Source organism: Wolbachia endosymbiont of Laodelphax striatellus (assembly GCF_007115015.1).
Classification (GTDB): domain Bacteria; phylum Pseudomonadota; class Alphaproteobacteria; order Rickettsiales; family Anaplasmataceae; genus Wolbachia.
Window position 1 is genome coordinate 1,178,239 of sequence record NZ_MUIX01000001.1, and the last position, 25,332, is coordinate 1,203,570.

31 protein-coding genes and 2 pseudogenes are annotated in these 25,332 nt (G+C 33.6%); 26 read left to right on the forward strand and 7 right to left on the reverse strand.

The features are described 5' to 3' along the window. The first annotated feature begins 1 nt into the window (after position 1). From rplE to BVG17_RS05770, 19 genes are all read left to right on the forward strand, one after another. Complete coding sequence (gene rplE / locus BVG17_RS05680; protein ID WP_063631048.1) at positions 2 to 538, forward strand: 50S ribosomal protein L5; 537 nt, start codon at positions 2 to 4, stop codon at positions 536 to 538. Between the two features lie 12 nt (positions 539 to 550). Beyond that, on the forward strand, positions 551 to 859 hold the full coding sequence (rpsN, locus tag BVG17_RS05685) for a 30S ribosomal protein S14 (protein ID WP_017532494.1): 309 nt from the start codon (positions 551 to 553) through the stop codon (positions 857 to 859). A 22-nt stretch (positions 860 to 881) separates the two neighbouring features. Beyond that, positions 882 to 1,277 (forward strand): 30S ribosomal protein S8, encoded by a 396-nt coding sequence (rpsH, locus tag BVG17_RS05690; RefSeq protein ID WP_006012252.1) that lies wholly within the window; start codon positions 882 to 884, stop codon positions 1,275 to 1,277. 16 nt (positions 1,278 to 1,293) lie between these two features. Next, positions 1,294 to 1,839 carry a 50S ribosomal protein L6 gene (gene rplF, locus BVG17_RS05695; protein WP_063631049.1) on the forward strand — a complete coding sequence of 182 codons (546 nt, stop codon included), beginning with the start codon at positions 1,294 to 1,296 and terminating at the stop codon, positions 1,837 to 1,839. A 5-nt stretch (positions 1,840 to 1,844) separates the two neighbouring features. Beyond that, entirely contained in the window at positions 1,845 to 2,216 is a 372-nt protein-coding gene (gene rplR, locus BVG17_RS05700; protein WP_063631050.1) for a 50S ribosomal protein L18, read from the forward strand. Positions 2,217 to 2,228: 12 nt separating this feature from the next. Beyond that, the gene (gene rpsE, locus BVG17_RS05705; protein ID WP_063631051.1) at positions 2,229 to 2,741 is read left to right on the forward strand and encodes a 30S ribosomal protein S5; all 513 of its coding nucleotides are present in this window, start codon (positions 2,229 to 2,231) and stop codon (positions 2,739 to 2,741) included. A gap of 3 nt (positions 2,742 to 2,744) precedes the next feature. Continuing rightward, a complete protein-coding gene (rplO, locus tag BVG17_RS05710; RefSeq protein ID WP_006012263.1) occupies positions 2,745 to 3,215 on the forward strand; it encodes a 50S ribosomal protein L15 in 471 nt (156 codons plus the stop codon). 3 nt (positions 3,216 to 3,218) lie between these two features. Further along, the gene (gene secY / locus BVG17_RS05715; protein WP_017532496.1) at positions 3,219 to 4,547 is read left to right on the forward strand and encodes a preprotein translocase subunit SecY; all 1,329 of its coding nucleotides are present in this window, start codon (positions 3,219 to 3,221) and stop codon (positions 4,545 to 4,547) included. Next, positions 4,544 to 5,185 carry an adenylate kinase family protein gene (locus tag BVG17_RS05720; RefSeq protein WP_063631052.1) on the forward strand — a complete coding sequence of 214 codons (642 nt, stop codon included), beginning with the start codon at positions 4,544 to 4,546 and terminating at the stop codon, positions 5,183 to 5,185. Before secY ends, BVG17_RS05720 begins: the two co-directional genes overlap by 4 nt. Positions 5,186 to 5,244: 59 nt before the next feature. Next, positions 5,245 to 5,613 (forward strand): 30S ribosomal protein S13, encoded by a 369-nt coding sequence (gene rpsM / locus BVG17_RS05725; RefSeq protein WP_063631053.1) that lies wholly within the window; start codon positions 5,245 to 5,247, stop codon positions 5,611 to 5,613. 24 nt (positions 5,614 to 5,637) lie between these two features. Beyond that, on the forward strand, positions 5,638 to 6,024 hold the full coding sequence (gene rpsK / locus BVG17_RS05730; RefSeq protein ID WP_017532499.1) for a 30S ribosomal protein S11: 387 nt from the start codon (positions 5,638 to 5,640) through the stop codon (positions 6,022 to 6,024). Positions 6,025 to 6,044: 20 nt separating this feature from the next. After that, positions 6,045 to 7,112, forward strand: coding sequence for a DNA-directed RNA polymerase subunit alpha (locus tag BVG17_RS05735; protein WP_017532500.1), 1,068 nt, complete (start codon positions 6,045 to 6,047; stop codon positions 7,110 to 7,112). A gap of 7 nt (positions 7,113 to 7,119) precedes the next feature. After that, positions 7,120 to 7,548: a 50S ribosomal protein L17 gene (gene rplQ, locus BVG17_RS05740; protein WP_010404731.1), complete on the forward strand. Its 429-nt coding sequence runs from the start codon at positions 7,120 to 7,122 to the stop codon at positions 7,546 to 7,548. A gap of 11 nt (positions 7,549 to 7,559) precedes the next feature. Continuing rightward, the gene (locus BVG17_RS05745) at positions 7,560 to 7,913 is read left to right on the forward strand and encodes a YraN family protein (protein WP_063631054.1); all 354 of its coding nucleotides are present in this window, start codon (positions 7,560 to 7,562) and stop codon (positions 7,911 to 7,913) included. Positions 7,914 to 7,951: 38 nt separating this feature from the next. Next, positions 7,952 to 8,500, forward strand: coding sequence for an ATP synthase F1 subunit delta (gene atpH / locus BVG17_RS05750; protein ID WP_063631055.1), 549 nt, complete (start codon positions 7,952 to 7,954; stop codon positions 8,498 to 8,500). Beyond that, on the forward strand, positions 8,497 to 10,038 hold the full coding sequence (gene atpA, locus BVG17_RS05755) for a F0F1 ATP synthase subunit alpha (RefSeq protein WP_063631056.1): 1,542 nt from the start codon (positions 8,497 to 8,499) through the stop codon (positions 10,036 to 10,038). Before atpH ends, atpA begins: the two co-directional genes overlap by 4 nt. A 9-nt stretch (positions 10,039 to 10,047) precedes the next feature. Then, the gene (greA, locus tag BVG17_RS05760) at positions 10,048 to 10,542 is read left to right on the forward strand and encodes a transcription elongation factor GreA (RefSeq protein WP_063631057.1); all 495 of its coding nucleotides are present in this window, start codon (positions 10,048 to 10,050) and stop codon (positions 10,540 to 10,542) included. 3 nt (positions 10,543 to 10,545) lie between these two features. Next, positions 10,546 to 11,199, forward strand: a complete 654-nt coding sequence (ribB, locus tag BVG17_RS05765) for a 3,4-dihydroxy-2-butanone-4-phosphate synthase (protein WP_063631058.1) — start codon at positions 10,546 to 10,548, stop codon at positions 11,197 to 11,199. 71 nt (positions 11,200 to 11,270) lie between these two features. Further along, positions 11,271 to 12,560 carry a M48 family metalloprotease gene (locus tag BVG17_RS05770; RefSeq protein ID WP_063631059.1) on the forward strand — a complete coding sequence of 430 codons (1,290 nt, stop codon included), beginning with the start codon at positions 11,271 to 11,273 and terminating at the stop codon, positions 12,558 to 12,560. 1 nt (position 12,561) lies between these two features. On the opposite strand, the gene BVG17_RS05775 is transcribed toward BVG17_RS05770, so the two are convergent. Beyond that, the gene (locus tag BVG17_RS05775; RefSeq protein WP_063631060.1) at positions 12,562 to 12,900 is read right to left on the reverse strand and encodes a TrbC/VirB2 family protein; all 339 of its coding nucleotides are present in this window, start codon (positions 12,898 to 12,900) and stop codon (positions 12,562 to 12,564) included. Positions 12,901 to 12,995: 95 nt separating this feature from the next. Further along, the gene (gene fabG, locus BVG17_RS05780; protein ID WP_063631061.1) at positions 12,996 to 13,730 is read right to left on the reverse strand and encodes a 3-oxoacyl-[acyl-carrier-protein] reductase; all 735 of its coding nucleotides are present in this window, start codon (positions 13,728 to 13,730) and stop codon (positions 12,996 to 12,998) included. A 460-nt stretch (positions 13,731 to 14,190) separates the two neighbouring features. Here fabG and BVG17_RS08825 point away from each other — a divergent pair, with 460 nt between their 5' ends. The 3 genes and pseudogenes from BVG17_RS08825 to BVG17_RS05790 all read left to right on the forward strand — a co-directional run. Beyond that, positions 14,191 to 14,334: a hypothetical protein gene (locus BVG17_RS08825; protein ID WP_162848925.1), complete on the forward strand. Its 144-nt coding sequence runs from the start codon at positions 14,191 to 14,193 to the stop codon at positions 14,332 to 14,334. Positions 14,335 to 14,427: 93 nt separating this feature from the next. Then, a complete protein-coding gene (gene ppdK, locus BVG17_RS05785; RefSeq protein ID WP_063631062.1) occupies positions 14,428 to 17,070 on the forward strand; it encodes a pyruvate, phosphate dikinase in 2,643 nt (880 codons plus the stop codon). 158 nt (positions 17,071 to 17,228) lie between these two features. Next, positions 17,229 to 17,828 (forward strand): annotated as a pseudogene (locus BVG17_RS05790) (hypothetical protein); the annotation flags it as partial. 44 nt (positions 17,829 to 17,872) lie between these two features. Here BVG17_RS05790 and BVG17_RS05795 read toward each other — a convergent pair. Both BVG17_RS05795 and BVG17_RS05805 read right to left on the reverse strand, forming a co-directional pair. Beyond that, a pseudogene (locus BVG17_RS05795) lies at positions 17,873 to 19,018 on the reverse strand (IS3 family transposase). A gap of 219 nt (positions 19,019 to 19,237) precedes the next feature. After that, on the reverse strand, positions 19,238 to 19,501 hold the full coding sequence (locus tag BVG17_RS05805; RefSeq protein ID WP_063631063.1) for a hypothetical protein: 264 nt from the start codon (positions 19,499 to 19,501) through the stop codon (positions 19,238 to 19,240). A 264-nt stretch (positions 19,502 to 19,765) separates the two neighbouring features. On the opposite strand from BVG17_RS05805, the gene BVG17_RS05810 reads away from it, so the two are divergent. Then, entirely contained in the window at positions 19,766 to 20,800 is a 1,035-nt protein-coding gene (locus BVG17_RS05810; protein WP_241654178.1) for an efflux RND transporter periplasmic adaptor subunit, read from the forward strand. A 127-nt stretch (positions 20,801 to 20,927) separates the two neighbouring features. On the opposite strand, the gene grxD is transcribed toward BVG17_RS05810, so the two are convergent. Genes grxD through BVG17_RS05825 form a run of 3 tightly spaced genes read right to left on the reverse strand, consistent with a single transcriptional unit; the run spans position 20,928 to position 22,844 of the window. Further along, positions 20,928 to 21,251 (reverse strand): Grx4 family monothiol glutaredoxin, encoded by a 324-nt coding sequence (gene grxD / locus BVG17_RS05815; protein ID WP_063631065.1) that lies wholly within the window; start codon positions 21,249 to 21,251, stop codon positions 20,928 to 20,930. Between the two features lie 16 nt (positions 21,252 to 21,267). Then, positions 21,268 to 21,486, reverse strand: coding sequence for a BolA/IbaG family iron-sulfur metabolism protein (locus tag BVG17_RS05820; RefSeq protein WP_006012412.1), 219 nt, complete (start codon positions 21,484 to 21,486; stop codon positions 21,268 to 21,270). Between the two features lie 38 nt (positions 21,487 to 21,524). Next, positions 21,525 to 22,844: a malic enzyme-like NAD(P)-binding protein gene (locus BVG17_RS05825; protein ID WP_017532513.1), complete on the reverse strand. Its 1,320-nt coding sequence runs from the start codon at positions 22,842 to 22,844 to the stop codon at positions 21,525 to 21,527. A gap of 121 nt (positions 22,845 to 22,965) precedes the next feature. On the opposite strand from BVG17_RS05825, the gene pgsA reads away from it, so the two are divergent. From pgsA to bamD, 3 genes are all read left to right on the forward strand, one after another. Beyond that, positions 22,966 to 23,508, forward strand: a complete 543-nt coding sequence (pgsA, locus tag BVG17_RS05830; RefSeq protein WP_017532514.1) for a CDP-diacylglycerol--glycerol-3-phosphate 3-phosphatidyltransferase — start codon at positions 22,966 to 22,968, stop codon at positions 23,506 to 23,508. 100 nt (positions 23,509 to 23,608) lie between these two features. Next, positions 23,609 to 24,586, forward strand: a complete 978-nt coding sequence (locus tag BVG17_RS05835) for a hypothetical protein (protein ID WP_063631066.1) — start codon at positions 23,609 to 23,611, stop codon at positions 24,584 to 24,586. Positions 24,587 to 24,653: 67 nt separating this feature from the next. Beyond that, positions 24,654 to 25,331 (forward strand): outer membrane protein assembly factor BamD, encoded by a 678-nt coding sequence (gene bamD, locus BVG17_RS05840; RefSeq protein ID WP_063631067.1) that lies wholly within the window; start codon positions 24,654 to 24,656, stop codon positions 25,329 to 25,331. Position 25,332 lies beyond the last annotated feature (1 nt).

Here is a 25,332-nt window from a genome sequence, read left to right on the forward strand (position 1 = left end):
TATGTTTAAACAATTGTATAAAGATAATATAGTAAAATCCTTAAAGGATAAGTTCAATTACGATAATATAATGCAAGTGCCTAAACTTGTTAAGGTGTGTATTAATATGGGTGTTGGCGATGCTGCTACAGATAGTAAAGCAATAAATGAGCCATTTGATAATCTATATTTGATTGCTGGGCAAAAGCCTGTGTCAACTTTTGCAAGGAAATCTATTTCTGGTTTCAAGATTAGAAAAGGTGCAACAGTAGGTTGTAAAGTAACGTTGCGTAGAAATAAAATGTATGAATTCTTAGAAAGATTAATATATATTGCTTTGCCAAGGGAAAAAGATTTTAGAGGGTTTAGTGTGAAGCAATTTGATGGTCATGGTAATTTTTCCTTTGGTATCAAGGAGCATATATCATTTTTAGAAATAGACTATGATAAAATAAGCAAAATTAGAGGTATGGATATTAATATTATAACGACTGCAGTTAGTGATAAGGAAGCAAAGGAATTATTACTGGCTCTTAAATTCCCTTTTTTTGATAATTGAGAGAAAATATATATGGCAAAAAAATCCATGATACAGAAGAATCTTCGTAGAATAAAGTTATGTGATCAGTATAGGGAGAGAAGGGAAGAATTAAAATCTATAATGAATAATAAGGATTTATCTATTACAAAAAGGTTTGCAGCTCAGAGTAAGCTGATTAAAAAATTGCCTAGAGATTCTTCTAAAATCAGAATTAGGAATAGATGCGCTTTAACTGGTAGGCCGAGAGCAGTATATAGAAAATTTGGTTTATGTAGGATTGTTTTACGTGATTTGTGTTCTTTTGGACAAGTTCCAGGGGTTACAAAATCTAGTTGGTAAATGTGATATAAGGAGTGTAATAGTGTCGTTATCTGATAGTATTGGTGATTTTTTAACAAGAATACGTAATGCTCAATTGGCAATGCATAGGGAAACAAGAGTCCTATTCTCTAAAGTGAATTCTTCTATATTGAAGATCTTAAAAGAGGAAGGCTATATTCTTAATTATAAAAAGCAAGAGAGTGATAGTGTCCCTTCGCTTGTTGTGCAGTTGAAGTATTATGATAAATCACCTGTGATTAATGATATAGCTAGGGTATCAAAGCCCGGTTGTCGTTATTATTCTAAGTGTAAGGACATTTCTAAAGCATATAATGGTCTTGGAATTTTTATTATATCTACGCCGAAAGGAGTGATGACCGATTATAATGCACGTAGATTAAAAGTTGGTGGAGAAGTTTTGTGTCGTGTATTTTAAATGATAGGAGAAATGTATGTCTCGTATAGGTGCCGCACCTATCAATATTCCTGCTGATCTTTCAGTTGAATATAATGATCGTAGGGTATTAATAAGAAGTGTTAGGGCAGAAAAAGAGCTGAACTTGTGTAGTGGCATTCTGTGTCAGATAGTTGATAATCAATTGTTACTTTCTGTTGATCAAGGCAGGGATGATTATGATAAAATAAAATCTATATGGGGCACTTATAGAAGTAATATTAATAACATGATTAACGGTATGGTTAATGATTTTTCTGTTGATCTTGAGATTAATGGTGTAGGGTATAAAGCAGAATGTGATGATAAGTATTTGACTTTATATCTTGGTTATAGTCATAATATTAAGTATAAAGTGCCTAAAGAAGTTGAGATTAAGTGTATAAAGCCAACTCATTTAGTGATTCGCGGTATGGATAAGCAAAAAGTCTATATGGTGGCTTCTGATATATGCAAAATTAGAAAATATGATCCTTATAAAGGTAAGGGTATTGTAATAAAAGGCAAATTTATGCTGCGTAAGGTTGTAAATAAAAAGAAGTAATTAAAATGAAAAGATTGCATAATTTTTTAAGTAGCTATGAAAAAAGGAAACTTCGTAATAGAGCGAAGCTCGATAAGAGCGCTGGGCGTTTACGTATATCCATATTTAAGTCTAATAAACATTTTTACGTTCAGTTGATTAACGATGCAAAAGGAACAACCCTAGCTTCTGCTTCTACTTTGGATGATAAAATTAGGAATGTATGTAAAGGTAGGGTCAATGCTGAAACTATAAAACAGGTTTCTTCTTTATTGATTGAGCGTCTGTCTAGTACAAAATTGCAGCAGCGGTTCGTCTTTGATCGGGGGGCATATAAGTATACAGGATTGGTTTCTCAATTTGCTGAAGCTTTAAGAAGCTCTGGATTTGAATTTTAGAAGGTTTGAAGTATGGCTGTAAAGAATTTACAAAATAATAATGATTTATCAGAACTTTTGGTTTCAGTCCGAAGGGTAACAACGGTTACTAAAGGTGGTAGAAGATTTTCATTTTCAACTTTGGTTGTTGTTGGTGATGGTAAGGGTAGGGTAGGATGTGGAATAGGTAAACACGCAGAGGTTGCTGAAGCAAGAGTGAAAGCTGTAAATGCTGCAAAGAAGTCGATGATTAGGGTGTACTTACGTGAAGGTAGAACTTTACATCATGATATTAAAGCTAAATTTTGTTCTGGTGAGATAGTTTTAAGAGCTGCAAGAACTGGAACAGGTATTATTGCTGGTGGAGCAATGAGGTCGGTTTTTGAGGTATTAGGTATAAAGGATGTGGTAGCTAAGTCTACTAGATCAAATGATCCTCATAATATTATATGTGCAGTATTTAAGGCTTTTGATGTTATGTTATCTCCTCGCCAAGTGGCAGATAAGAGGGGTAAAAAGATTAGTGAGATAGTTGGAAATAGGTAAAGTATGAATGATGCTGTAAAATTAAATTCTGTATTTACCAAATTATCTAAGAAAAAGAAGCCTAAATTATTAGGTAGAGGTATTGGTTGTGGTAAAGGTAAAACATCTGGTAGGGGGCATAAAGGGCAAAAAGCGAGAAGTGGCGTTTCTATAAATGGTTTTGAAGGTGGACAGCAGTCTATATATACTCGTTTACCTAAAAGAGGTTTTAAGCCTATACGCAAAAACTTATACTCTATATTTAATGTTGGTGATGTGCAGTGCTTAATGGAAGCTAAAAAAATAGTCAAGGATTCTATCATAGATAAGGAGCTACTGCATAAATTAGGTTTTATCAGATCTGTTAAAAGTAAAATCAAACTTCTTAATAAGGGTAAATTAAGCGAAAAATTTGTGTTTCATGTTGATTTTGCATCAGAAGCTGCAAAAAGATCTGTAGCTTCAGTTGGTGGTAGTGTAGAAATACTATCGTAAATCATGAACAGTAAATTTGCATTTAATAGTTTGGATTCTACCTTGTTATATAAAAGTGATTTACTAAAGCGTATATTTTTTACGCTAATGGCTTTAGTTTGTTATCGTTTAGGCACTTATGTTCCTATTCCTGGAATTAATCTTGATATAATCAATGATATATTTCCAAAAGAGAGTTCTGGTGTTTTTGGAGTATTTAATTTATTTTCTGGTGGCGCTTTAGCTAGAATGACGATCTTGGCGTTAAATGTTATGCCATACATAGTTGCATCCATAGTTATGCAATTATTGTCTTCTGCCGTTAAAGGAATCAATGAAATTAAAAATGACGGAGAGTTAGGACGTCGAAAGATGAACTCTTATATACGCTATATGACTATAGTGTTTTGTATCTTTCAATCAATTACGATCTTAATAGGGTTAGAAAGAATGAATAGGGAAGGGGTATTAGTTGTAGTTGAACCTGGTATTATGTTTCGTACTATAGGTGTCTTTAGCCTTTTAGGTGGAACTATATTTTTAATATGGCTTGGTGAGCGGATCAGTGTGAGCGGTATAGGCAATGGTATCTCATTAATCATTTTTACCGGCATAACATCTGAATTACATAATGCTTTATCATCTCTGCTAACATTAAATAAAAATGGTAGTATGTCGTTTTTCATTACCCTTTTTGTTATAGCATTGTTTTTTTTACTGCTCCTTTTAGTCATTTTTACAGAATCTTCTTATAGAAAGGTAATTGTTCAATATCCCAAAAAACAGTTTAAAAAATTACATAATGATGATTTTACTTACATTCCATTGAAGATCAATTTATCTGGTGTAATACCAACTATTTTTGCTAACGCAATTCTATTAACGCCTATTTCAATTGCAAATTTCTATAAAGGTCATGCCATTGCTGATTTTATTTTAAATTACTTTATGGCAAATAAAGTGATGTACATTATAACTTACTTAATACTCATAGTACTTTTTAATTTTTTCTATACCAATTTTATATTTAATCCAGAGGAAAATGCTGATTTTCTTAGGAAAAATGGTGGTTTTATTCCTGGTAGAGGGCCTGGAAAACATACTTCTGATTATCTTCAAGATATAGTTTTTAAATTAACATTTATTGGGTCTGCGTATTTGGTGGTAATATGTACTATACCTGAAATTATGAGGTATCATTATGATATACCATTTATTTTTGGTGGGACGAGCTTGCTGATTATAGTTAACGTTATTACTGATACTATTATGCAAGTACAATCTTATGTTTTTTCAAATAGGTACGATAGTTGGATAAAGAAATATGAGTTTAAAACAAGGAGACTAAAGTGATTATTACAATTTTTGGTCCTCCTGGCTCTGGTAAGGGTACTCAGTCCAGTTTGTTAATAGCAAAGTATAATTTTAAATTAGTTTCAGTAGGAGATTTATTAAGGAATATTATATCTAGTGGGAGTAAATTAGGTAAAGGAATAAAGGATACTGTCGAATCTGGTAACTTAATTCAAGATGAAGTTATATGTAAATTATTGTGTGACCAGCTTGCATTAATAGATGGTGATTTTTTGTTAGATGGTTTTCCAAGAAATTTAAATCAAGCTCATTTTTTAACTCAAGTTTTGCAAAAAAGATGCAATAGGGATGTTGATCTTGTAATTGAGTTGCAGCTTGACGATAATATTGCAATTGATAGATTAAAAGATCGTCTTACTTGTTTGGATTGTAAAAGTATATATAGTATATCTTCTTTTAAAAATACTACTTGTGCTAAATGTAAAAGTACGAGATTGGAGAAGAGAATTGATGATGCTAATATGCTTGCAATTAATAAGAGGATAAGAGAATATCATTTTCAGATGAAGGGTTTGCGCGAGTATTATAAGGGCAAGTTGTTAACAATTAATGCTAATTTGAGTGTTGATAGAGTAATGCAAGAGATTGAAAGTAAAGTTTCTTGTAATTTGATTTGACTATAAGTTGTTTTATGGTATAAATTAAGAGTTATTATTAATAAAGTATCGAGGTATCAGTGGCACGTATTGCAGGCATAAATGTTCCGGTGAAGAAGTGTGTTCCTTTTGCATTAACTTATATACATGGTATAGGTATTACTACTGCGAATATAATTTGTCGTAGCTGTAAAATTGATGAGCGTAAGCGTGTTTCAGAATTACAAGATGAAGATATAGAGAAAATTAGTAGTTTTATTAGGCAAAAATATGTCATAGAGGGTGAGCTCAGAAAAAAAGTGGCTATGGATATAAAATCTTTAATAGAAATCGGTTGCTATAGAGGATTAAGGCATAGAAAAGGTTTGCCTTTGAGAGGACAAAGAACCCATACTAATGCTAAAACTCGTAAAGGCAGATCTAAATTGCCTATTGCTGGAAAAAAATAAAATTTGTTATTATCGTGAATTTTTATGAAAAAAGTTAAAACGGTTGGTAAGAATACAAAAAAATTTATTACTGGTATTGCCCATATTCGTGCAACTTTTAATAATACTTTTGTAAATGTGACTGATGTTTGTGGTAATACGCTTTACCAGACTTCTGTTGGTGCATGTGGTTTTTCTGGTTCGAGAAAATCCACACCTTATGCTGCAGGTAAGGTTGCCGATTCTGCTGCGAAGAAAGTAGTAGAGAGATTTGGTATGAAGGTTGTTTCTGTAATAATTCGTGGTCCTGGTTTTGGTGCAGAAGCTGCAGTTAAAGCACTTCGGAATTGTGGATTGACTGTCACTTCAATTGCAGATAAAACGGCGATACCTCATAATGGGTGTAGATTAAGGAAAAAAAGAAGAGTATAGGATATTTGAAAGGTTTTTGTATGTATTATAGTGATAATGTTTCTTTCTATGGAAATTTAGATAGGTTAATTAAGCCTAATGCGACTAAGGTAATATCAGGTGATTCAAGTAAAAAAAGTGATATAGTTCTAGAACCTTTGGAAAGTGGTTTTGCTTTAACGTTGGGTCATGCATTAAGGCGTGTAATGTTATCTTCTCTTCGCGGTAATGCTGTTTATGGAATAAAAATTGAAGGCGTGAATCATGAATTTACTTCGATCCAAGGAGTTAGGGAAGACATAACTGATATAGCATTAAATATCGGCATGTTGAGATGTAAGTTAAATAACACGTCTAATAAGTGCTTAAATTTGAGCGCTAAAGGGCCTTGTCAAGTATTAGCTGGAATGATAGAAACTGATGACCAATGCTCTATTGTTAATAAAGATTTGGTGATATGTACACTAGGTCAAGATGTAGAGCTTAACATTACTATATATGTTGCTAGTGGAAAAGGTTATCTTCCTGTAAGTAAATATAAAGAAAATGAATGTTTAAAGTTTATGAATGAACAAGATTTAATTGGCTTTATTCCAGTTAATGCTTTATATAGTCCTGTCGAGAGGGTTTCGTATAAAGTAGAGAATAGTCGTGTTGGTCAAGTTACTGATAAAGATAAGCTGACATTGTCAATTGAAACTGATGGTACAATCTCTCCAAGTCAAGCTATTGACTATGCTGCAAGAATATTACAGGAGCAATTTCAGCCTTTTATTAGTTCTGATATGAATTATAAAAAATCGCAGGCTTCTTTGTCTAGTGGTGCTAAAGGTTTAGAGTATGATCCTGTTCTATTGCGTAAAGTAGATGAAATGGAATTATCTGTTAGGTCTCATAACTGTCTGAAAAATGAAAGTATCATTTATATAGGTGATCTTGTGCAAAAGACGGAAGTTGAAATGTTAAGAACTTCTAATTTTGGCCGAAAATCTTTGACTGAAATCAAGGCAATTTTAAATAATTTAGGTTTGTCTTTGGGTATGAATATACCAAATTGGCCGCCTAAGAATATAGATGAACTGGCTAAACAACATACTGATGAGGATTAGGTAGTATATGAAACATGGAATAAAGAAAAATAAACTGTCTCGTTGTACCGAGCATAGGTTATCAATGTTAAAGAATCTATCTATCTCGTTAATTAATCATGAGCAGATTGTAACTACTTTACCAAAGGCTAAAGCACTTCGTCCATATGTGGAAAAGTTTATTACAATTGCTAAGAATAACGATTCTTTACATGGTAGAAGGCTTTTGCTTTCACGTCTTCATAATAGTAAGTTAGTAGTTGATAAATTATTAAGCGTTCTAGCTAATCGTTATCAAGACCGTAAAGGTGGATATTCTAGAATAATAAAATTTGGTACTCGAAAGGGTGATTGCGCTCCAATGGCAGTGATAGAGCTAGTTGATAGAGATATTTCAGCAAAAGGTGAGATTTATAGTAAAAATAAAAAAGGAAGCAAAGTAGTTACACAAAGCTAAATATTCTTTTTATGGTAAGTAGGTTACGCTATTTTGTAGGTTACTTTGGAGAATTGTTAGTTTCGATATATTTAAAGCTGAAATTCTATAATGTTATAAAACGTCGCTTCCGTTGTAAGTTGGGTGAAATTGACTTAATTGTATCTAAAAAAAGGGAGCTGATTTTTGTAGAAGTTAAAACAAGTTTATTTGGAAAAGAAGTACCGATATCTCATTTTCAGTGTCAGTCTATTATAAATTCTTCTAAATATTTCTTAAGTAAAAATCTTGATTTTTTAGATTATTCAGTCAGATATGATTTATGTTTTCTTTCCTTAAGGAGAAGACCTATTTATATAAAAAATGCTTGGATTGAACAATGGTAGCTAAAATAATTTAGATTTACTAGAACAGGTAATTGAATATGAAAAACAATAATTTAGTTTCATCTTATGCTAGAGCACTGTTTCATGTCTCAGGAAGCAGATTAGGTATTATAAGAAAAGAAGTAGAATTTTTGTTAGCTTTTTTTAAAGATCAAGATGTTTTTGTGTATCTATCTCATCCTATGGTTTCTCTTTTGCACAAAAAAGAAGCGATACTTTCTATAAAGGAGAACTTGAGTGAAAACTTAGTCAAATTTATTATGGTTACACTTGCAAACAAGCGCTCCCGTTTATTAATCCTTATATTAGAAAAATTCTTAAATCTTGTAAGGGAAAGTGAAAATGAATTGGAAATTACTATAAAATCAGCAGAGGTTTTAAAGAAACCTGATATAAAAATAATTACTGAATCTTTGAACTTTCTTGGTAAAATAATAAAAGTCAATAATGTGGTTGATCCTTCTATACTAGGTGGCTTTGTAGTTAGGTATGGTTTTAACTTGATTGATGCTTCGCTTAAGAGTTATTTGGATAGATTGGTTGATTTGAGTAAAATGGAAATGTTGAAAATAAGGAATTGTATATGAAGAATAGCATAAATGCCTCTGAAGTAGTAAACATAATAAAAGAGAAGGTTGAGACATTTGATAATCCTATAAAACGAGAAAATATAGGTGAAGTAATTTCAGTAACGGATGGTATCACATTGGTTTATGGGCTGGAAAAAGCAAAGTTTGGTGAAAAGGTATCTTTTGCAAGCGGTGTAGAAGGAATAGTTCTTGATTTAGATCATGATACAGCTGGAATAGTTGTGCTTGGCAATGACCGTGATGTAAAAGAAGGGGACGTTGTAAAATGTAGTGGTGATGTTGTACAGGTGCCTGTAGGTCATGAATTATTAGGGAGAGTTGTAAATGTATTAGGCGATCCTATAGACGATGGCGGAGAAATTAGAGCCAAAAACAAAATGTATATAGAATCTAAAGCACCAGGTATTATTGACCGTAAATCTGTGCATGAACCTCTGCAGACAGGAATTAAAATTATAGATTTGTTGATTCCTATAGGTAGAGGGCAACGTGAATTAATTATTGGCGATAGACAAATTGGTAAAACCACTATTGCGATTGATACTATTATCAATCAGAAGAAGATTAATGATGAGGTAAACGAAAATCAAAAAATTTACTGTGTTTATGTTGCTATTGGACAAAAAATTTCGACAGTAGCAAAAGTGGTGAATAAGCTAAAAGAAAGTGGAGCATTAGAGTATACAACCGTAGTTGTGGCTAGTGCATCTGACTGCGCGCCTATGCAATTTTTAGCACCTTATACCGGTTGCACTATTGGAGAATTTTTCCGTGATAATGGAATGCATTGCTTGGTGGTATATGATGATTTATCTAAGCATGCTGTGGCATATAGGCAGATGTCCTTATTGCTAAGACGTCCTCCTGGTCGTGAAGCTTATCCTGGAGATATATTCTATGTACACTCTCGCTTGCTTGAAAGAGCTGCCAAAATGTCTGATGAAAAAGGACAGGGATCTTTGACTGCTTTGCCGATTATTGAGACTCAGGCTGGTGATGTATCTGCATATGTCCCAACTAATGTGATTTCAATTACCGATGGACAAATTTTTCTTGAGTCTGAATTGTTTCACAAAGGATTTCGCCCTGCAGTGAATATAGGTTTATCGGTTTCTCGGGTTGGCTCTGCTGCACAATTGAAATCTGTGAAAAAAGTTGCTGGTTCTATAAAGCTGAGTTTAGCCCAATATAGAGAACTAGAAGACTTTGCTAAATTTGGTTCTGATCTTGATGCTACTGTTCAATTGTCCTTAAACAAAGGTAAATACCTTATTGAATTATTAAAGCAAAAACAGTATTCACCTATGCAAATAGAAGAGCAAGTATTGCTTATGTATATCTTTTCTAATCTGTATGGTCAATTAAGTAAGGTACAGGTGAGCAACATCAATAGGTTCGAGTGTGATCTTATCAATTATTTTCAAACTGTTCACCCTGGAGTTTTAAAAAAGTTGTCAGGTGACATGAATGATGATATAAAAGATGATATTCTTGGTATTGTGAGTGATTTTGTCACTCAATTTAATTGCGTTTAGGCGGTGATTATGACTTCATCCATTGTTAACAAGTTTCCTATTACAAGGGAAGGTTTTGAGAGTATGCAAGTCGAACTTGAGAAATTAAAGGAAGAAAAACCTTCTATCATACAAGCTATTTCTGATGCGCGTGATCAAGGTGATTTATCAGAGAATGCAGAGTATCATGCTGCGCGGGAAAGATTAGGTTTTATTGAAGGTCGTATAATCGAGTTAGAAAATAAGCTTTCGCATGCAAAAGTAATAGAAGTGAAAGATTTGTTTGGTGATTCAGTAATATTTGGTGCAACTGTTACGGTAAGCATGTTAAATGATGATAACAGTGAAATTGAATATGTTTATAAGATTGTAGGTGGATATGAAGCTGATGCTTCAAAGCAGTTGATCTCTACGGATTCACCACTCGGTAGTGCTTTAATTGGCAAAAAAGTTGGTGAGTATGTGGAAGTGATAGTGCCAAATGGAGAGAAATTGTATAAAATAGTTAAGATTGAGTTTAAGTAAATCATGGTACAAGTAACTTATCCTTCAATTAGTCTATCAGGTATCTCTTCTGTGGAAGATGTATTAGAGGATGCGCGTTCCGGTAAATTATTTATTTTAGTTGATAATGAAAATAGAGAGAATGAAGGTGATTTGGTTGTTTTAGCTGAAAAGGTGAAGCCAGAACATATTGCTTTTATGGTTAGGTATGGCACTGGTATTGTGTTTTTAGCTATGACGAAGTTTTACATGAATAAACTTAGCCTTGAATTTATGAAGAGAAGTAATGTAGATGAAGCACTTATTCCTCACACTGCATTTACTACGTCAGTTGATGCTCGTTATGGTATTACAACGGGTGTTTCTGCTCATGATAGAACGCATACGATACTTACCGCTATTGATGAAAAAAGTACTAAGGATGATATTATTACTCCTGGTCATGTTTTTCCTATTATTGCAAGTGAGGGCGGGGTTTTAGCACGCAACGGTCATACTGAGGCAAGTGTTGAGATAGCAAAATTGGTTGGATCTAATCATGCGGCTGTAGGGTGTGAGCTAGTGAATGATGATGGATCTATGATGCGCTTACCCCAGTTGCTTGAATTTGCTGAACAACATAATATTAAGTTAACTACCATTGATAAACTTATCAGTTACGTTCAAAATTTAAACTAGCGTTTATAGATTCGTATAGTTTAAGTGTTAAAATATAAAATTCCTCAAAGTTATACAAACAAGGAATTTCCATGTCTAAGCTTTTTGTTTTACTATTTTTTTTCGTATACTGTAATAGCGCTTACTCTGTTAGTATTATTAGAGATAGTGAAGTGGAAGCGGTAGTTAAGGATCTAGCGCAACCTTTATTTTCTGCTGCGGGTATTGATAATGATAAAATAAAAGTTTTTATAGTTGATGATAGATCGATTAATGCTTTTGTAATTAACAATAATAGCATTTTCATTCATTTAGGGCTTTTACAATATTCGACTGAACCTTATGTCTTACTTGGTATATTAGCACATGAAATTGCTCATATATCTGCTGGTCATGTATTACAAATGAGTAGTGCTGTAGGTTATTTTCAATCAATAGCAATGATTAGTTATATGGTAGGATTAGTTTCTAGTATTGTCATTAACCCTCAGGTTGCGAGTGCAATCTTGCTTAGTGGTGTAACGCTTAGTTCAAGGTTGTTTTTTAACTATTCTCAAGAGCAAGAGAGTGTAGCAGATAGCTATGCTTTAAGATACCTAGATGAATCTGGCTATGATAATTTGGGTATGAAAGAGATTTTTGACTATTTTAAGAGTATTGAGCATGAAAACACTGAAGAGTATTTCCGCACTCACCCACTTAGTGATAAGCGTATATTTGCTGTACAGAATTATAAGGTTAAAAACAATATAAAACCAATCCTTGCAGATAAATTGCTGAAGTTTGAGCGTATGGTTGCAAAGCTAGACTCTTTCTTTGCTCCTATTCATGTGTTATCTAATAAATATGAAGGTAGTTCTAAGTATGTAAATGCTGTAATTCACTATAGGCAAGGAAAGATAGAAGAGGCTATTACTAAAGTTAATTCATTGATTCAAGAGTCACGCAATGATCCTTATTTATATGAATTAAAAGCGGAGATGTTATACAAAGCTGGAAATTTAAGTGAAGCAATAAAAATGTATGAAGAATCACTTAGATATTTATCTGAGAAGAATAACTATTTAGTGAAACTTGCGTTATCTCATACTTTATTATTACACGGTGAAATAGAGAAGGCAATTTTTTACCTAGAGCAGGTTGCAAGCGTAGAAACAAATAACGCCTTTGTCTGGAAGTATTTAAGTATTGCATATAAACGTAGCGCTGATATGGCAATGTATTATTTTGCTTTGACGAAAAAGGCTTGTATTGAAGGTAATTTAGAGAAATTTATGAAATACGCTGAGTTAGCTATTAAAACTTTACCGAAAGATAGCTCTTGCCTGCTGCAAATTGAGGACATGAAGGAACAATACACACAAAAACACACTTATTTTTAGGTTATCTTTCTCCACACTTATTCAACGTCTCTCTTACTTCATCGCTTATATTGGGTATAATTTTCGTTATAATCGTTTTGGCACCAAAAAATACACCACAAAACATACCTAAGGCAAAGAGAGCTGGCCATGGCATTCTACCAAATATTGCAAGCAAAGCTGCACCTATTATGACTACAGTCATAAGTGGTCCACCTATTCCCCAAATATAACCAATAATATTGCATATTACTTGGGCAGTTGTGTCATCTATATCATTAGCAGCATTTGCGTAATCTGAAAAAGAGAGAAACAGCACTATACATAAAGCATTAAAAAATTTTTTTATTATACAGCTCATTCTTTTGCCTCCAAGTAATAAACTAACGCGAAAATAAACTTATATATATACTCATTTTAAAGTAAAACTTATAATTTGTCCATAAATAAGTGTTGCTACATAAATAGCCCACCATTGATGTTAAGCACATGTCCCGTTATATATTTTGCCTCATCGCTTGCTAAAAACAATACTCCTGCTGCTATTTCTTTTCCTGTTCCCATTCTTTTCATTGGGATGTTATCTAATATTTTTTCCTTTTGTCCTTCATTTAAAACTTCAGTCATTTTAGTATCTATAAATCCAGGAGCAATACAATTTACTGTTACATTACGACTTGCAACTTCTTTTGCTATAGATTTACTCATGGCTATTATCCCAGCTTTAGAAGCTGCATAATTTGCTTGCCCGGCATTTCCTGTCAATCCTACTATTGAGGAAATATTTATGATTCTTCCCCAATTATTTTTAATGAATTTCTTGCATGCTTCTCTATTTAGCTTAAATGTGGAGGTCAAATTAATGTCAATCACTTTTTGCCATGCTTCATCTGTCATTCTCAACAATAAGCTGTCTTGTGTAATTCCTGCATTGCATATGAGTCCATCAAAGCCTTTCATCAACTCACTTGCTTTATTTATTAGTTGATTTACCTCTTTAGGATTTGATAAGTTGCAAGGAAGTACGTGAATGTTTTTTTCATATTTTTTAGCAACTTCTTCGATTATTTCTTTTTTTGTACTAGAAATACATAAAGTTGCTCTGGCCTTATGCATAATTTCTACAATTGCCTGGCCTATTCCGCCTGATGCACCAGTAATCAGAAATTTCTTATTCTCTAATCCAAACATAATAATTTTTATTTGTTCCAGCTCTTAACAGAATATTAAAAGACTTGCAATAGATTTTTTCATAACTTTCATTTAATAGAAGCTTCTTGACAAATCTTGTATTTATTGGCGAAATTATGGCGGCTGCATGCCTTTTTTATTTTTTCTACATTCGGCCAGATCGCGCTTATTTAAAGCGTTAGCACATTATCAATTACAGTAATAAAATTAGCACCATGTGGATTCTTTTGCCTTTTTTTGATTGGTAAATTTCTTAACACTTATAGTTAAAGTAATTTAAGAGAGCCAGCGCGTGACTAGTTCTTATTACTTGATCAGTTTTCTGGATACCAGTACTGGGATGACAGGAGTGTGAGATAAGGCTACATTCATACTCCAACAGGTATGACGGTGTCATTCCAGCACTTGATGCTGGAATCCAGAAGTCTTTACTATAAATAATCATATTGAGCACAAAATTATGCTAAAACACAACGTTTTTGTTGAGATTATGGACGAACTGGATTCCAGCGTCAAGTGCTGGAATGATATCATAGAGTTCATTGAGATGACAGACTTGAATGACAATAGGGACACTAGAATGAAAGGAAAAGAGGCTATTTAATTGTGCTGAATTTTACAAAATTTATTACTCCTGCCTGACAAATTTATTAGAATAGTATGTATAGTATGTTTATTAGTGAAAATCCGAAAAAAAATGCAAGAAAAGTTAATATATTACTTTAGCCAAAGCAACTGTGAAGGCAATGCAGCAATGAGAAATCTACTAGGAGGGAAGGGAGCAAATCTGGCAGAGATGTGTAACATTGGCATTCCTGTTCCACCTGGTTTTACAATTTCCACTGCTGTTTGTCAGGCCTATTGTCAAGATAATGAATTGTCGTGTGATCTACGTAACGAGATAAAAAACTACATGGCGATGCTCGAAAGTGACATCGGTTGTAAATTCGGGGATTCAAATAATCCTTTATTAGTTTCCATACGTTCTGGTAGTGTGAATTCAATGCCGGGCATGCTCGATACAGTCCTAAATGTTGGCCTAAATGATGCAACCGTTGTTGGTCTTGCAAAAAAAAGTGGCGAACGTTTTGCTTACGATAGCTACTGCCGTTTCATCATGATGTACTCGAATGTTGTACTACAGCTTGACCACAACCTATTTCAAGACATTATTGATAGTGAACAGCAAAAAAGTGGAGCAAAAAGCTTAGCTGATCTTGATGTTGATGTTTTAAAGGGGATTGTTAATGATTTCAAAGATGTAGTATATGAGAAAATAGGAAAAAATTTCCCGCAGAACGTTGAAGAACAGTTACTCAATTCAGTAAATGCAGTGTTTTCTTCTTGGCAAAATGATAGAGCTGTTTCCTATAGAAAAATAAATAATATTCCTGAAAACCTTGGAACTGCAGTTAATGTACAAGCAATGGTTTTTGGTAATCTGAATGATAATTCAGCAACTGGTGTGATATTTACAAGGAATCCTTCAACTGGAGAAAAAAAGCTTTTTGGTGAGTTTTTAGTTAATGCTCAGGGTGAGGATGTGGTTTCTGGTGTTTATACTCCTATGCCAATTGACGGGGAGCAAGAAAGTACCATGGAGAAGTTGCTACCAAGTGTCTATCGAGAATTATGCGTGGTATGTGAAAAACTTGAAAGGCATTATAAAGACATGCAGGATATCGAATTTACTGTACAGGACGGTAAGTTATGGATTTTGCAGACTAGGTCTGGCAAGCGCACAGCCAAAGCTGCTATTCGCATAATAGTTGATATGGTAGAAGAAGGAGCGATTACAAAAGAGGAAGGAATATTGAGAATTGATCCAAAAACCTTTGACAATTTATTACATCCAGTTCTTGATGTTAAAATCGATCAAGAAGTAATAGGCAAAGGACTGCCAGCTTCTCCAGGTGTTGCTTCTGGATATGTAGTATTCAGTGCAAGTGATGCTGAAAAAGCTGCAGAGCAGGGTAAAAAAGTAATTTTGGTAAGATCAGAGACGAGCCCTGAAGATATTAATGGAATGAATGCTGCAAGTGGAATAGTAACAGCGAGGGGAGGTATGACCTCCCATGCCGCTGTTGTAACTCGTGGAATGGGTAAACCATGTATTTGTAGTCTAAGTGGACTTTATATTGATAAAGATGAAAAATTTCTTTCTATGGGGGATATAAAAGTAAATAAAGGTGAACCAATCACCATCGACGGAGGAACAGGAGAGGTTATGCTTGGTATTCTTCCGACAGTTTTGCCTGAATTATCTCAAGAGTTCAAAACGATAATTAACTGGGTAGATAAAATCAAAACAGTGAAGGTGAGAGCGAATGCTGATACTCCAAAAGATGCAAAAATTGCGAAAGAATTCGGTGCAGAAGGTATAGGATTATGTCGCACAGAACATATGTTTTTTGCTAGTGATAGAATCGAATTCATTCAAAAATTGATAATAGCTGATGATGAAAATGAAAGGGCAAATGCATTAAATAAACTCGAAGAAATGCAAAAGTCTGATTTCAAAGAAATGTTTTCTATTATGGAGGGCAAGGAAGTCACTATAAGATTACTTGATCCACCTCTACATGAGTTTTTACCTCATGATCAATCGATTATAGAAAAAATCGCCAGATCACTGAATAAGTCAGTTGAATCGGTAAAAAATAAAATAGTACAGTTATCAGAAAAAAATCCAATGCTTGGCCATCGAGGTTGTAGGCTTGCTATTTCTCATCCTGAAATATATAAAATGCAGATTAGGGCAATACTCAGTGCTGCAAGTGAATTAAGGAAAGAAAAGAAGATAGAAGTGAAACCTGAAATCATGATTCCTTTTATCATTAGCGAGAAAGAGTTTGTTCTGATATGCGAGTTAGTAAAGAAAGAAGCTAAAAATTTCGATGTGAATTATTCAATCGGAACGATGATAGAACTGCCAAGAGCAGCACTTATTGCTGACAAACTCGCAAAACACGCAGAATTTTTTAGTTTTGGCACTAATGATTTAACACAAACAACTATGGGACTTTCACGAGATGATTCAGTTAATTTCCTCGATTCTTATAAGGAAAGCAACATATTCAAAAACGATCCCTTTGAGGTGCTAGATGTCGAAGGGGTAGGGGAATTAATCAGAATAGCTATCGAAAGGGGCAAAAAAACCAGAAAAGAAATTAAACTTGGTATATGTGGAGAGCATGGAGCGAATCCACAGTCCATAGAGTTTTTGATCAAATCAGGGGTTGATTATGTGTCATGCTCGCCCTATAGAGTACCGATTGCAAAATTAGTGGCAGCACAGCTTAGCATAAGTTTGTTGGGCAGCACAACTGTACGAACATAGATTTCGCTAACAAGTAGCGGAATGATGATTTTTCAAATTGTCGATAAATCTAAGTCAGTTTAGTTATTTTGCTGCTACTTTTTTTTCTTAATATCTTAAGAAAGATTGACTTTTTGTTTAAAATAATATAAGATAAAATAATAGTGAGTGAGGTAAAAATGTCAGTATCAAAAGAACGTAAGGAATATTTACTAGAAAAGTTTAAATATGCTGCCAAAGAATTTGGCAAATCTGTTACAAAGTCCAATCATCTAGCAGTACCAAAGGAACAGCAACTCTCTATTGATTTAGGTAATAGAAAAGTTTTTGGTATCATAAATAAGATTCTGTATTGGATAGAGAATAATTTTACTTATTTTTTTCCACGATATAATTTGTTTCCAGAAGTTGGAGTTGAAGGAAGAAAAATTCCTGGAACTAATACAAGGGTTAAGTATTTTACGCCAGATGACCAAGCAGAATATACCAACATTCCTTATAAAGGAAAATTATACGTTGACTTAATGCCAGAAATGGAAGGTAACAAGTTAAAAGGCTTTAAAGGCAAACTATATGATACAACTGATAAAATTAGTAAGGATAAAAAAGGTTGTGTAGCTTATGTGATCACGCTTGACGGAAAGCTAGTAACTCATGAACATATTAATGTTAACAAAAGCGAATGGGCTTATCGTCATTCAACTCTTGCAGGTGGTAAGCCAGTTTTATGTTCTGGTTTAATGAAAGTGGTAAATGGTGAAATAACTTATATAGACAATTGACCTTACCCAGAAAAAGTAGACAGAAAGTTAAGACGTTTTTGCTATGAGAATGATGAATCAAAAAGCTCAGGAATGCAATAGTTAATAGTAGAATGTCTACGCTGTTTATTATAAAAAATTTCTATATATTCAAATATTGCGGTTTTAGCTTGTTGTGCAGAGTGTTGTGAAGTATCAATGAGTAACTCTCTCTTAAGTGAACTAAAAAAGCTCTCTGAAACAGCATTATCATAACAACAACCTTTGTGACTCATACTAGAAGTAATATTTTTTGTACTTAGTAAAAATTGATAATTTTTAGAGGTGTATTGCGATCCTTGATCGCTATGAAATAGTAGATTTTTAGGAGATTTGCGCCTACCAATAGCCATGAATAACGCATCTATAACTAATTGCCTATTTACTGCATTACTCATTGACCACCCAATCACCATGCGTGAATATAAATCTATTATTGCTGCCAAATATAACCATCCTTCATTAGTTTTTATGTACGTAATATCAGTTACCCATATCTTGTTAGGTTGATCAGCGATGAAATTCTGATTTAATATGTTAGGAGTTATAACTCTATTGTCTATTTGTGGTTTTTTACTTTTAAACTTTCGTCTAAGCTTAGCTTGAATGCCATTTTTCTGCATAATATTTTGCACTGTTTTGATGTTATAATTTTTACCTAAAGCCTTTAATTCAGCGTGAATTTTAGGAGCTCCGTATCTGCATTGTGATGATCGATATACCTTCTGAATATCTTGTATGAGCTCTTCTCTTATTGATTTTTTGTTGTTTTTTTCCTTAGTAATCCATTTATAATAACCACAAGCAGATACGTTCAAAAATCTGCATAATTCCCGTATTTTATAGCAGTTTTCATGTTCTTTTATAAAAGAATATTTTACTCTTTTTGGTTTGCAAAATATCCCAGGGCTTTTTTTAAAATGTCTCTTTCCCTCGTTACTCTTGCCAGCTCTTTCTTTAAATCAAACTTTTCTTTGTCACAATGAGCTACTTTCCCCTTTCCTGGAAACGCATCTACTCCAGACATTCTATCATTGTATGTTTTTACCCATCTGCTTACCGCTAATACCCAAATCTCTTGCTATTTTTGCTGATGATTGACCTGTTTCTTTTACTAGTCTTATAGCTTCAATTTTGAATTCTGCTGTATATTCTTTTCTTTTTGTCATACCACACCTCTTTGAAAAAACGTTTTATTTTACTTCAAAAACGTCTTAACTTTCTGTCTACTTTTTCTGGGTAAGGTCAAGGATCTCCTCTTCCTGAAAATACGGAAAGTCAGTAAAAAAAAGCTCAGGCATTAGCACTTCAGCGCTACAGTTGAGTCAATATGAGAGAGTAAGTCTACAAAAGTAGACTTACTAATTGAACTTTGATCCTTTATTTTACTATAGAACAGACACTGAATCTGCGAGATCATAGAATTTATTTCCAATCTCTCTGAATGTACTACTTATATCAATAGGTGTCGACTCTTCTTGTGAATCAGATTTAAATAAGCCATGAGTATCTTTCAGATGACAGTACCACTTGCAGTTATTTTGCTCTGCTGTTACCTGCCAACTATTACCTGGTGACTTTTCTTCACATTCTCTATAGCAATCATGAAGTGCCTTCCATTGAAATGGAGGGTTTAGTACAGGATTTGTCATAATATACTCCTTAATTATAAAACTAACACTACGTTAGTACTTATATGCTAATATAATGTTAATTCTTATATTGACATAATAACTTTTCGGATAAGGTTTCTTGATTAAAAATTGCATTTTAGCAAACTTACTTAATTTTAGGAAAATTTGCTCACATAAAACTGTTTATAGAGTGACAATAGATGTATTATACTTACACTTTTGATTCAAAAGTTTATGCAGTTATTTCTAACAAGATTGGTCAATAAATTTTACTGCTTAAGGATGAGAAGCAAAGTAATCATTGTTTCCAGTATTGCTCTTATTCTACTGTTTTTTATCAACAGTACATTTTTAAAAAAAGATCAAGCAGTTAATAGTGATAATCCAACTAGTAGTTTTTCAGTAAAAACTCAGGATTATACTCCACAAAATCGCACTGTATATTTAAATTTTTCTGGTACAGTAAATCCCTTGCATAGGGCAAGCCTTGTCTCAAGAACAAGTGGTCAAGTTATTGCTATTTATTTGTCTGATGGTGAAAAAGTAAAAAGAGGCGATGTAATTTTAAAGATAGAAGATTATGACAGAGTTGAGCAAGTTGAAAAAGCCAAAGCTTTATTAAAGCAGCGTGAAATTGAGTATGATTCCTCTCGAAAATTGAATACAAAAGGGTATGGAGCACAAATAAAAGTGGAAGCAGCTTTTACTGCATTGCAGAGTGCAAAACCTGACCTAAAAAGGCTAGAGTTGGATTTGGAAAATACTGCGATTAAATCCCCTATTGATGGTTATGTAGATAAGATCAACGTAAATGAAGGGGATTTTGTTAATTCTGGACAGAAGATAACTGACATAGTTAATTTTGATCAAGTTCTTGTAGTGTTGTATGTTTCAGAAAATGAAGTAAATAAAATAAAACTGGGTAGTGCAGCGCAAATTAATTTGCTAGACGGAAGGGAATTAGTAGGTGAAGTGAGTTTTATTAGTAAAATTGCTGAGCCTAAAACTGGATCTTATAGAGTGGAGGTAAAGGTAACTGATAATGAGATTATATCCTTGCAAGGACTGACTGCTAGTGTAAGCCTCCCTTCAGGTGAAAGATTTGCATATAAAATTCCTTCTTCGGCCTTAAGTTTAAGTGATGATGGCGTTCTTGGAATAAAGATTGTTGATAACAATAATTATGTAGTATTTACAGCAATAGAAATTGTTGATCATGAAGATGATGGTGTTTGGGTGGTGGTAAATAACGAAGATAAGCCTATAAAGTTAATAACATTGGGCCATCTATTTGTTAAGCCTGGTGATAAGGTATAACTCCAGTGTCAGCTACTTTCATGACATCGAGTTCTGTGATTCAAGTAGCTGACACTGAAATCCAGAAAAGAAGGTAGTGTCTGGACACTGACACTATGTTTTTATTTTGCCACTTTGCTGTGTAAACTTACTCCGCAATAACCTTTTTTTCTTTTAACAAATTTTGTAATTCACCTTTTTCATACATCTCGCGGATTATGTCACAGCCACCAATAAACTCTCCCTTTATATATATTTGTGGAATTGTTGGCCAATCAGAAAAACTTTTTATGGACTGACGTATTTCATCATTCTCAAGTACGTTGATGCATTTAAACTTTACATTCAAATTTTTGAGAATTGATACGACGAGCCCAGAGAATCCGCATTGAGGAAAGTCAGAGGTGCCTTTCATATACAGCACTACATCGTTTTCTGCTATGTCTTTTTTTATTTGTTCAAAGTTGTTCATAAATATCACCTTAATTTTAAGCTCCAGTTTCTAGTTGCAATGCATGTATAGACTGACCTTCAAGAGCCTTGTATACCATTCTGTGTTGTTCTATTTTTGTCTTTCCAGAGAAACACTTGGAAGTTATTTTTAAATGGTAGTGATCATCATCTCCAGCAAGGTCTTTAATTTTTATATCAGCATCAGGAAATGATTGTTTGATAATTTTCTCTAACTCGTGAATTGTAATAGTCATCAGTTTATTTTAATTATAAGTCTAAAATATGCAATTGATTATTGTGAAGACAATAGATTCAGCGTGCTGAGAGCACTAGCAAGACGAGATTTTAATTGACTTGCATACTCATTCCAGTCCTTTATTTCCTTTCTTGCTACACCTGAGGTAACTGCAGCTTTTGCAACAGCAGGAGATACTATAGAAATTAATCTTGGGTCAAATGGAGTAGGTATTATATATTCACGTCCATAGCTCATTTTACGACCACCATAGGCTGCAGATATCTCGTGCGGCACTGGCTCGCGAGCAAGCTTTGCTATTGCATCTGCAGCGGCAATTTTCATTTCATCATTTATTGTCGTTGCATGTACGTCGAGTGTTCCTCTGAATATGTAAGGAAATCCCATTACGTTATTGACTTGGTTGTTATAGTCTGACCTACCAGTTGCAATTATTGCATCTGGCCTTACAGATTTTGCAAATTCAGGCCTTATTTCTGGATCAGGGTTAGCAAGAGCAAAAATGATTGGGTCTTTACCCATGCTTTTTAACATCTCTTCACTGAGCACATCCTTTGCAGAGAGTCCGATGAATACATCAGCATCTTTTATGGCATCGAGCAAGGAACGTTCTTTAGTGTCAATTGCATATTTTTCTTTCCACTCATTCATATCCTCTTTTCTGTCTTTGTGTATTACTCCTTGTTTGTCACATAGTACTATGTTCTTAGCACCCATAGACTTCAGTATTTCCAAACACGCAATACCAGCTGCTCCAGCACCATTCATGATGATCTTTACATTTCCTAATTTCTTTCCAACAATATCGAGGGCATTTTCTATACCAGCTGCAACAACTACTGCAGTTCCGTGTTGATCATCGTGGAAAACTGGAATATCCATCAATTCATTTAGACGTTTCTCTATTATGAAACAATCAGGAGATCTTATATCTTCTAGATTTATTCCCCCCCAACTTGAGCCAAGATACCTTACTGCATTGATGAAATTTTCTATATTTTCTGTGTCAACTTCTATATCGATTGCATCAATGTCAGCAAAACGCTTAAATAAAACAGCTTTGCCTTCCATGACGGGTTTTGAAGCAAGAGGACCGATATTACCAAGTCCCAGTACTGCGGTGCCATTTGAAATAACAGCTACATAATTGCTTTTTGCTGTGTAATCATAAACATCCTCAGGATTTTTAGCTATTGCAAGGCATGGGGCTGCAACACCAGGAGAATAAGCAAGTGATAGGTCATGCTGTGTGGATAAGGGTTTTGTTGGTATAACTGATACCTTACCAGGTTTACCACTTTTATTATGGTACTTAAGTGCTTCTTGTTTTGTGGTGTTATCTAAATCATTATTCATGCTTTGAGCTTATTGTTAGTAATTTCCTAAGTATATGGGGTTTTTATGAATGTTCAACTATTAGCTTGTGAACTCTATTGTACTTCTGTATAAATTTATCTACTACGTAGGGTGATGTGACATGCTTAAGAAAAACGTGCCTAATTTGCTAACAATTTCTCGTGCGCTCGCAATACCGGCAATAATATCAAGCTTTTATATAGAGAGTAAGTATGCAAGTCTAATAACAATATTGATCTTTATGTTTGCGTGCATTACAGATTTTTTTGATGGTTATTTAGCGCGTGCATGGAAAGTCCAATCGAATTTTGGCAAGTTATTTGATCCAATTGCCGACAAGTTAGTAGTAGCTTCAACAATAATCATGCTAGTTTATAAGCATAAGATAGATGATATTACAATTATACCGTCAGTTATAATTGTTTGTAGGGAGATATTAGTTTCAGGCTTGCGGGAGTTCTTGATAGCTACAAACGTTAGTTTACCTGTGAGTAAGGCTGGGAAAATTAAAACATTTTTGCAGATGGTTGCTATAGTGGCGTTAATAATGAGTGATTATGAAATAACTAAATACATAGGTGTGATTTGTTTGTGGGCTGCAGCTGTTATGACTATGTGGTCAGGCTATAATTACGTTCTAGCTGGCATCAAACAGATTGACTGAATCGCTTAAGAGTATACAAAGAAAGTTAATAATTTCACAATATTGACTGATTAGTTAAAATCCTGTATAATGTATTAGTTTATAAATTAGTCAAGTTTGTATGACTGGTATTATTATAGATAGCTTTAATACTGAGTCTTCCTTTAAGAGATCAAGTTCTGAGAAAGATACTAAAATAGAGGATTTTTTTCGAGATTTCTGGTCAACAGTTGATGAAGAAGAAAAGAGAAAAAAACTTGAGCAAGAATTATTAACACTTGAAGAAGGAAAAAAAAAGAAGAAGCTAGAACAAGAGTTATTAACGTTAAAAAAAAGAGAGCTACATAGAAAATGTGTATCATTGGTAACAATGGTTCCATTTGCATTATTGATGGCAATTGAGCTCGAAAAAACATGTAGCGATCAGGTATTACTTGGTGTGATAAGTAGCGCATTAGGCCATACTATATTACCCTTTACAATCTTATCTCTCATTTGCACGCTATATTTAATTTATAATAATAGAAAAATAGCAGAAAAAGAACGAGAGTTGGAGAATATTGAAGATGGAGAAAAAGAAAAGAGAGACATTCCTTATACAGTTGATGATTACTGTAACTATGCTGATGCTGCTTTAGTTACATTAGTTATTGTGGCTAGCATAGTAAGCGAAGCATTGGCACAAGGAATAATAGAAGACGTAGCTTTTTCAATTTCTAGTATATTCTACTTTGTAGCGAGTGCTACTTTTTGCTATTGTGAGTACAAGAAAAATAAAAATTCTGAAGTAGAAAAAGAGCAAGGCTTTGATGAGAAATTTGAAAAAAAGACAAGCAATATGTCTACAGCTAAGTTAATGCTTGCTGGTTCTTCTTTATTACTAATCAGGAGAATAATATTGATTTCTGGAGTAGCATTAGCATCATCTGCTGTTGGGCCTGCTTTAGGTCTGGTAGGTATTGCTCTTTTGATGGTCGGAAGTGGATTGATCATACATTCTTATATTAGAAAGCTAGAGAACGTAGAAGTGAGTGGAAAAGGTGTTCCAACAGGTGCTGGTATAGGTAATATACGGGAAGGGCAGGTTTTTGCTCGATGATAATGCCAAAAATTTGTTTATTTAGGTAATATTTAGTCTATACTTTATTTTGATCAAAAAAAATCTTATGTATAAGACTTTAATCATATGCTTTTTTCTCCTTATTTGCTCCTTTGTGCATTCGTATGGGGATGATCTGGAACACACTGAAACTGAACTATATGAGGAGGCAGTTAAGCTTTATGATCAGAAAAAATATAAGCAAGCTATTAGAGCATTTCAAAAGATAGAGGATTTGTATCCTTTATCTTATTGGGCAATGAAAGCAAAATTATTATCTGGAGTTTCTTACTATAATATGGGTAAATACAGCGGTGCTACAAGTGATATGGATGATTATATATACGTTTATCCAAATGGTGAAGATTTGCCATATGTATATTACTTAAGAGTATTATCTTATTACATGCAAATTAATAAAGTGCAGCTTGGGCAACAAATTGCATATAAAACTTTAGAGCTAGCTACTGAATATATTAATCTTTTTCCGAATAGCGAATATATAGAAGAGATCAAAGAAAAAGAAAAATTAATCACAGAACATATATCAAAAAAAGAGTATTCTATTGGTGAATTTTACCTAAAGCGTGGTGAATATTTAGCAGCAATTAAGCGTTTTCAAAATATGATAAGCGATAAATATTCTTCTAGAGTTATTAGTTATTTAATAACAGCTCACTTAGCTCTTGGCCTTGACTTAGAAGCTGAGCAGTATGAAAATATGTTAGCAGAAGGGGTGAATTAGT

Bases quoted from the DNA above. Each gene is read 5' to 3' on its own strand.
- rplE (WP_063631048.1), top strand. From the start codon at position 2: ATGTTTAAACAATTGTATAAAGATAATATAGTAAAATCCTTAAAGGAT.
- rpsN (WP_017532494.1), top strand. From the start codon at position 551: ATGGCAAAAAAATCCATGATACAGAAGAATCTTCGTAGAATAAAGTTA.
- rplF (WP_063631049.1), top strand. From the start codon at position 1,294: ATGTCTCGTATAGGTGCCGCACCTATCAATATTCCTGCTGATCTTTCA.
- rplR (WP_063631050.1), top strand. From the start codon at position 1,845: ATGAAAAGATTGCATAATTTTTTAAGTAGCTATGAAAAAAGGAAACTT.
- rpsE (WP_063631051.1), top strand. From the start codon at position 2,229: ATGGCTGTAAAGAATTTACAAAATAATAATGATTTATCAGAACTTTTG.
- rplO (WP_006012263.1), top strand. From the start codon at position 2,745: ATGAATGATGCTGTAAAATTAAATTCTGTATTTACCAAATTATCTAAG.
- secY (WP_017532496.1), top strand. From the start codon at position 3,219: ATGAACAGTAAATTTGCATTTAATAGTTTGGATTCTACCTTGTTATAT.
- rpsK (WP_017532499.1), top strand. From the start codon at position 5,638: ATGAAAAAAGTTAAAACGGTTGGTAAGAATACAAAAAAATTTATTACT.
- BVG17_RS05735 (WP_017532500.1), top strand. From the start codon at position 6,045: ATGTATTATAGTGATAATGTTTCTTTCTATGGAAATTTAGATAGGTTA.
- rplQ (WP_010404731.1), top strand. From the start codon at position 7,120: ATGAAACATGGAATAAAGAAAAATAAACTGTCTCGTTGTACCGAGCAT.
- BVG17_RS05745 (WP_063631054.1), top strand. From the start codon at position 7,560: ATGGTAAGTAGGTTACGCTATTTTGTAGGTTACTTTGGAGAATTGTTA.
- atpH (WP_063631055.1), top strand. From the start codon at position 7,952: ATGAAAAACAATAATTTAGTTTCATCTTATGCTAGAGCACTGTTTCAT.
- atpA (WP_063631056.1), top strand. From the start codon at position 8,497: ATGAAGAATAGCATAAATGCCTCTGAAGTAGTAAACATAATAAAAGAG.
- greA (WP_063631057.1), top strand. From the start codon at position 10,048: ATGACTTCATCCATTGTTAACAAGTTTCCTATTACAAGGGAAGGTTTT.
- ribB (WP_063631058.1), top strand. From the start codon at position 10,546: ATGGTACAAGTAACTTATCCTTCAATTAGTCTATCAGGTATCTCTTCT.
- BVG17_RS05770 (WP_063631059.1), top strand. From the start codon at position 11,271: ATGTCTAAGCTTTTTGTTTTACTATTTTTTTTCGTATACTGTAATAGC.
- BVG17_RS05775 (WP_063631060.1), bottom strand. From the start codon at position 12,900: ATGAGCTGTATAATAAAAAAATTTTTTAATGCTTTATGTATAGTGCTG.
- fabG (WP_063631061.1), bottom strand. From the start codon at position 13,730: ATGTTTGGATTAGAGAATAAGAAATTTCTGATTACTGGTGCATCAGGC.
- BVG17_RS08825 (WP_162848925.1), top strand. From the start codon at position 14,191: ATGCTAAAACACAACGTTTTTGTTGAGATTATGGACGAACTGGATTCC.
- ppdK (WP_063631062.1), top strand. From the start codon at position 14,428: ATGCAAGAAAAGTTAATATATTACTTTAGCCAAAGCAACTGTGAAGGC.
- BVG17_RS05805 (WP_063631063.1), bottom strand. From the start codon at position 19,501: ATGACAAATCCTGTACTAAACCCTCCATTTCAATGGAAGGCACTTCAT.
- BVG17_RS05810 (WP_241654178.1), top strand. From the start codon at position 19,766: ATGAGAAGCAAAGTAATCATTGTTTCCAGTATTGCTCTTATTCTACTG.
- grxD (WP_063631065.1), bottom strand. From the start codon at position 21,251: ATGAACAACTTTGAACAAATAAAAAAAGACATAGCAGAAAACGATGTA.
- BVG17_RS05820 (WP_006012412.1), bottom strand. From the start codon at position 21,486: ATGACTATTACAATTCACGAGTTAGAGAAAATTATCAAACAATCATTT.
- BVG17_RS05825 (WP_017532513.1), bottom strand. From the start codon at position 22,844: ATGAATAATGATTTAGATAACACCACAAAACAAGAAGCACTTAAGTAC.
- pgsA (WP_017532514.1), top strand. From the start codon at position 22,966: ATGCTTAAGAAAAACGTGCCTAATTTGCTAACAATTTCTCGTGCGCTC.
- BVG17_RS05835 (WP_063631066.1), top strand. From the start codon at position 23,609: ATGACTGGTATTATTATAGATAGCTTTAATACTGAGTCTTCCTTTAAG.
- bamD (WP_063631067.1), top strand. From the start codon at position 24,654: ATGTATAAGACTTTAATCATATGCTTTTTTCTCCTTATTTGCTCCTTT.